Raw genomic sequence first — 6,705 nt, 5'->3', positions numbered from 1 at the left:
AAAGCAGCAATATCTTCACCTTCATTTCCAATAATGGCTAAAAGTGAATCAATAGCTGCAGTTTCTCCTTCTTGAATACCTATATATAAAAGAGTACCTTCATTGAAAGACTCAAACTCCATTGTTGCTTTATCGGTTTCAATTTCAGCTAGCATATCGCCTTCGCTTACTTTATCGCCTACTTTTTTTAACCAAGTTGCCACAGTTCCTTCGGTCATGGTGTCGCTCAAACGTGGCATTGTAATAATTGTAGCCATAATAGATTTATAGTTTGTGAGGAATAAATGGATAATTTTCTTGGTCATATACAACATCATACAATTGTTGTACATCTGGATATGGAGATTCTTCAGCGAATTTCACACATTCTTCAACCAAGTCTTTAACTCTTTGATCGATAGCTTCAATTTCTGAGGCGGAAGCATATTTTTGATCTTTGATTACATCTAAAACTTGTGTTATTGGATCGATTTTTTTATATTCTTCTACCTCTTCTTTTGAACGATATAATTGTGCATCAGACATGGAGTGACCTCTATATCGATACGTTTTCATTTCTAAGAATGTTGGTCCGTCGCCCCTTCTAGCTCTTTCGATGGCTTCAGTCATTGCTTCAGCTACTTTTACCGGATTCATTCCGTCAACTGGACCACAAGGCATTTCATAACCCAACCCAAGTTTCCAAATGTCAGGATGATTTGCAGTTCTATCTACAGAAGTACCCATTGCATAACCATTATTTTCTACTATAAAAACTACTGGTAACTTCCACAACATTGCCATATTAAATGCTTCATGAAGCGAACCTTGACGGGCAGCTCCATCGCCAAAATAGGTCATGGTAACACCGCCTGTATTGTTATATTTATCTCCAAAGGCTAAACCAGCTCCTAATGGAATTTGACCACCTACTATTCCGTGTCCACCATAAAAACGATGTTCTTTAGAGAAAATGTGCATAGAGCCTCCCATACCTTTAGAAGTTCCAGTTACTTTGCCCATAAGTTCTGCCATTACTCTCCTAGGATCAACACCCATACCAATAGGCTGTACGTGATTTCTATAGGCGGTAATCATTTTATCTTTAGTTAAGTCCATAGCGTGGAGAGCACCTGCTAAGACGGCTTCTTGACCGTTGTATAAGTGAAGAAATCCTCTAATTTTTTGTTGAATGTATAATGCTGCTAATTTGTCTTCAAATTTCCTCCATAGTAGCATATCTTCATACCACTTTAAATAGACTTCTTTTGTAACTTCTTTCATAATTGATTTTTATCCTTAGGTATTTTTATTATCTCTTTCTGGCTACAAAAAACAATGTTGAATTATAAAATATTCAATAACAATGAATAAAGTAGTTTTTTTAGTTAATTCATTCAGAACGAAAACGTTTTATTAATTAAATTTTCTGGTTTGAAAACTCGAAATGCAAAAATAGAACATTTCAAGGAGTTAGGAAAATTAATAGCGCAATTTTCTGTGTTTTTTTATTTTTCATAACAATTTCTTATTTAAACAGACTTTAAAGTTTCTATTTTTAAAGATTCTGTTTTTTGTAATGATTTGGCTAAAAACATAAATACCTTTCAAATTAAAAATTTGAAAGGTATTTATGTTGTAATTTTATTTATAAAGAATAAAAACAGCTACTAATATTCATCATATTTGTCACCAAAATTGAAAGTCAGAGAGAAACGTAGTGTGTTTTCTAATGGATTTCTAATTTTAGAAGCTGAAAATAAGTAGGATACGTCAACATTTACAACATTATATTTAAATCCTGCTCCAAGAGAGAAGAATTTTCTAGATCCTTTTTGTGGGCTTTCGTGAAAATATCCCAATCGCATAGCAAACGAATCTTGGTATAGATATTCAGCACCCAATGAATAGTTTACTTCTTTTAATTCTTCACTAAATCCATCTGGAGCATCGTTAAAAGATTTGAAAATTCCAGAGGTCCAGCTTGTAGAACTATACTCATTATTAGCAATTGTTGTATCTTCCTCGTCCACAATGTTGTCTGCATTTAAATCTATGCCATTTTGAGGAGTAGGAACTAATAATTTAGATAATTCAAGGCTTACTGCTACTTTGTTATAGTCGTCTAGAATGAAATCAAAACCAGTACCTACTTTTAAATTTGCAGGAAGGAAGTTATTATTGAATTCGGTATTGTCGTAGCTGATTTTAGGCCCAAGATTCTGAAAGTTAAATCCCGCTCTCCATCTACCATTAAAGGTATTATATGCAATTTCTTCCGATTGAAAAAATCCTGCTACATCTATTGCAAATGTACTAGCTGCCGAGGCATCACCAACATCGCTAACTACTTTAAGATTAGAGTTAATGTATCTTGCTGCTACAGACATTGCAAATTTTTCGCTTAACTTTAATGAATAGGATCCGTCTAATGCAAACTCATTTGGAGATACAGTACTTGTTAAATTACCATTGTTATCACGAAGTTCAATATTTCCTAAACCGAAATAACGTAAACTACCCGCAAATGAACTTCTTTCATTAAGTTTGTTATAATAAGTAAATTGACCTAATGAAATATCATTGGCTAAATCAGTTAGATAAGGAGTGTAACTAACCGAGAATCCGTTTTTGTTTAGTCCAAAAGCATATTTTGCAGGGTTCCACTGTTGTGAAAAAGCATCGGCTGATGTTGCAACTCCTTGATCGGCTAAGCCCGCAGCTCTGGCATCGGCAGCAATTAATAAAAAAGAAACTCCTGTGGTTATAACTCTGTCACCTACTTCTTGTGCTTTTGTAATAGAAACAAAAATTAGACAGATAAAAATTAATGGTATTTTTTTCATTAGTAATAGATATTGATGGAACAAATATAGTATTTTATTAAAGTTTCACAAGTTTTTCAATTTTTTCAGTTGTTTTATTTGTCAAATTTGATTTGACTTTGAGTCTATAAACATATACGCCTTTTCCAATTTTATCGCCAAAATCGTCTTTACCATCCCAAGTAATTTCTCTAGAAAGAAAACCTTCGTTTCTAATGGTTTGGTTTTTTGTCCAAACTACTTTTCCGGTAATAGTCATCACTTGAACTTGAACTTCTAAATCCTCATAAGGTCTATTGTGTGTAAACCAAAATTCAGTATAATTGACAAACGGATTTGGATAATTAAGAACATTTGATAATGTAACTGTTTCATCACCAACTACGATAAATTGTATTTCGTCAGTAATAGGATTGTTATATACATCCCAAGCTTTGAAAGTTACAGTGTGTAATCCTATTGCTAAATTTCTAAAAGGATAGCGAATAGTTCCTTTTGTGAAATCATTTAGATTTGTTTGACAGTAATCATTTAGTATATAAGGATTGCTCTCATTTCCGTCTAAAATAGCAATAATATCATGACCTATCCCACTAGCAGTATTGATTCCATTTTCATCTTCTAAATTTGCTAATAAAAAAGGCGATTCATTGGTTATTCCTCCCGAAATAAAATTTTCATCATTCATATATAACTTAACAGTTGGAGGAATATTGTCTGGCTCTGCATTTTCATTTATTCCACCAATTTTTATTGAATCATAACCATATTCGTTTTCAAGTTGGTTTGTTTTTTTTGCATAAAAACTAATTTTCCCGTTGCCTAATGGAATTCGAATATCTCTTGGAACAACAAAACTAAATTCGAATTGTCCATTTTCTATTTTCGAGTTTCCTCTATAAATGGTCTCGCCTAGTATATTGAAGTTTATAGGTGGACTATTACCATCATTATTTAGGGTAAATCGTTTAATTGTTTTGTCGAATATATTAGTAAAGAGTTCACCATTATAATTTTCCAAACGAGCATTGTACTCATTTGTAATTTCGCCTGTCAATTTCATTTTAGATAATGATTTAAAAACATCAATATTTTGTGAAACAGGCACATCATTTATCTTGGTTAGCACTATTTTTGGTTTGGGTATTGCTAACATTATGGCGGGGTCTCCAATATAAAAAACAACATTTGTTGATGAATTGGGATTTTTGTTTTTGGCTAATCGTAAGTTTTCGGCAATAGAGTTATATTGATTAGCACCGTTTTCATAGGAATATAGATATTCAGCAAACAGCTTATTGAAATTTTCAGCGCTAACTTGTCCTATTTCACGAATTGTAGTAATCATTGAAATGGCTCCACCTTTGGGATTCCAATACGTATATTCTCCAGCGGTGGGTCTAAAAGGATTATCAAAACGTGAAAAATCACAAGTGATGGTTATAAATAATGGATATTTGTATTGATTACTCAAATTTTGTCCATCTGATTTTTCCCAAATTCGCTCTGCGGATAAACCGTCTTCACCTCCATGTCCTAAATAATTAAAAACTAAGGCTCCTTTTTCGAAAGCACTGAATATATCGGTTCTTGCTTTAGGGTATCTATAGCCTCCAGCTGAAGATTCTTGATCATAGGAGTCTAAAAAAATTTTACTAGCATTTATAAATGGGTTTTGAGATGTAACAGCATCAGCTATACTATTCTGATTTAATTGTAACGAGGCGTCAGATTCTTCATCTGAATCATCAGCAATGACAACAAAATTATTTCTCCAGCTTCCGTATGATTTTACGTCATGGTATTCCTCAACTTTATTCACCATTTCCTCGGCTTGTAAGGCGTCGTTTACTAACATTCTGCCTACTGCAATATCTATTCCTCCATAAGAATTATCGTAGTCTTCACCATTAATGCGAACATAAAAATCATCGGACGCATAGGAGGATTCTCCAACGGTATTACTACTTAAAGCTTGATATATGGGAACAATGTTGGTATTGTTTACAATTCGGTTTTTATAATCATACGAAGCATCACCAAAAAGATTAACATATTTTATTTTTTTGGATGCATTTAATGGGTTATCGTATATGTATTTAATACAATTTCTAATTGCTGCTATATCTTGTTTGCCCGAGGAAAATTCATGATATATTGATTCAAGGGTAATTACTTTAACGTTTAAATTTGAATTGGAGCGATGAAATTTTGCTAATTTTTCGGCTTGGGTATAAAGAAAACTTGGTGTAATGATGGCGTAATCAATTGTGTTGTTGTAAAAATTTCCTTTTAAGTTTTGATTAGTGATTTTAGGATTATTATTTTTTAAAGGAGTGAAATAATCTTTAGCGTCAATAGCAATATATTTTCTAAGTTCCCCTAGATTTGCCTTAATTGAAAAGGAAGATTGTTGATTTTGATTCTCAATTTTAGTTACATTATATATATCTGTAACATCCCAAACTTGACTAATTCCACTGGCATTAGAAATGTTATAACTAATAATTCCGCTATCTGAAGCCGCTAAGTTATATTGAAAATGAAATTGTTTGCTGTATCCTTGAAGTTTTCTTTTGGATGTGAGCCGAATGTAGTCCAAATATCCTTTTGAACCCGGCACTCCTTTATTGTTATAATTTAGTTTTATTTTTATGTTTTCTGAGGCAGGAATTGTGCTATTTGGAGGTAATGAAGCGGTATTAAATTTAGCTTCTGAACTTGATACAATTGCTGGAATGGTTACACTTGCTATGTTTTGACCATTTGCAGAAACTTTGAATTCGGTATTTGTGAAAGCCGCAGCTACAGTTTTGATCATTAACTTCACCGGACTACTAGTGTCAATGTTAGGAAAATTAAACGAGAACTCTTGTTCTGAATCGAAATCAAAAGATTCACCAAACCATTGTCTTCCTAAATTCACGACATTAACCAGATCAACTTCATGGAATTGATAATCATCAAAAACAGTTGTGTTTTTAAAGATATCTCCTGTTGGTTGAATCATATTTTGAATCCTTTTTCCATCACCGCCTTCTAGGGTAACATAATAATAGGATTTGGTATCGTATAGATTAACATTGGTTTCACTTTCTTCGTTATAAGTGTCTACACCTTCGGCATAAAAAAGTATATAATCATCACTATTAAAAACACCATCATTCTCGCTAATCACTTGTATTGCATTTTCTGTGATGTCTAATGGATAATTGCTGTTGTTTGAAAGCGGTAGCATACGACCGCCATTACCATATACTTTTATTTTTTTTGGATTAATTCCAGCGGTATTGAATCCTAGGCTTTGTAGAAATTTGTTAGAAATTTTATAAACACCTGATTTTTCAATATAAAACTGATACCAATCTCCATTTGCAAACGCAGATTTTGTTATAACTGAAGAATTTCGGCTGGTTTTTTGTGAAATATTTTTATAAGCATTTCCCATAATAGAATAGGAAAAAGAGGTAATACGCTTAAAACCTGTATTGTCTTTAATGATTGGTGATAATACTAAAAAAGCTTGTTTTATATCTCTTGAAATATTTATTTTTAGAAATTCAGATGGACTTGTAGGAATGTTATCTAGAGATAGATCTCCCAGTTGTTGAGTAGTTAGAGATTCATATTGTACAGCAGTGATTTTTACAGAAGAATCATTTATTGCAGCTGATTCTGGGATGTTTAAAGTGTATAAAATAGATTTTTTAGAGGAATCGTAACTAAAACTTTCGCCCGAAAAAACTGGAATTTTAATTTTGAATTCCCCAATATTAATTTTTCTATTTTCAAGCCAATTAATGGTAATATTACCCGTGTTCTGAGCATGAGAAAAATAGGATAGAAGGATAAATAAAAATAAAAAGCTTTTTTTCATAGTACTAAAAACGATAATAAATTA

At 32.3% G+C, this 6,705-nt stretch carries 4 protein-coding genes; all 4 read right to left on the bottom strand.

The genetic code is table 11. The annotated features are described in order from the left end of the window. Nucleotides 1-257 (bottom strand): biotin/lipoyl-containing protein (locus tag ACKVOD_RS04695; RefSeq protein WP_409208319.1); only part of this gene is annotated, 257 nt, incomplete at its 3' end. A 7-nt stretch (nucleotides 258-264) separates the two neighbouring features. Then, nucleotides 265-1,263, bottom strand: coding sequence for a pyruvate dehydrogenase (acetyl-transferring) E1 component subunit alpha (gene pdhA / locus ACKVOD_RS04690; RefSeq protein WP_409208318.1), 999 nt, complete (start codon nucleotides 1,261-1,263; stop codon nucleotides 265-267). 386 nt (nucleotides 1,264-1,649) lie between these two features. Next, nucleotides 1,650-2,825 carry a type IX secretion system outer membrane channel protein PorV gene (gene porV / locus ACKVOD_RS04685; RefSeq protein WP_409208317.1) on the bottom strand — a complete coding sequence of 392 codons (1,176 nt, stop codon included), beginning with the start codon at nucleotides 2,823-2,825 and terminating at the stop codon, nucleotides 1,650-1,652. A gap of 37 nt (nucleotides 2,826-2,862) precedes the next feature. Then, nucleotides 2,863-6,681, bottom strand: a complete 3,819-nt coding sequence (porU, locus tag ACKVOD_RS04680; RefSeq protein ID WP_409208316.1) for a type IX secretion system sortase PorU — start codon at nucleotides 6,679-6,681, stop codon at nucleotides 2,863-2,865. Nucleotides 6,682-6,705 lie beyond the last annotated feature (24 nt).

Origin of the sequence: Flavobacterium sp., from assembly GCF_046155325.1 — a bacterium.
Classification (GTDB): domain Bacteria; phylum Bacteroidota; class Bacteroidia; order Flavobacteriales; family Flavobacteriaceae; genus Flavobacterium.
The sequence above is the reverse complement of the archived record's forward strand: the minus strand, read 5'-3'. Positions and strand labels throughout refer to the sequence as shown.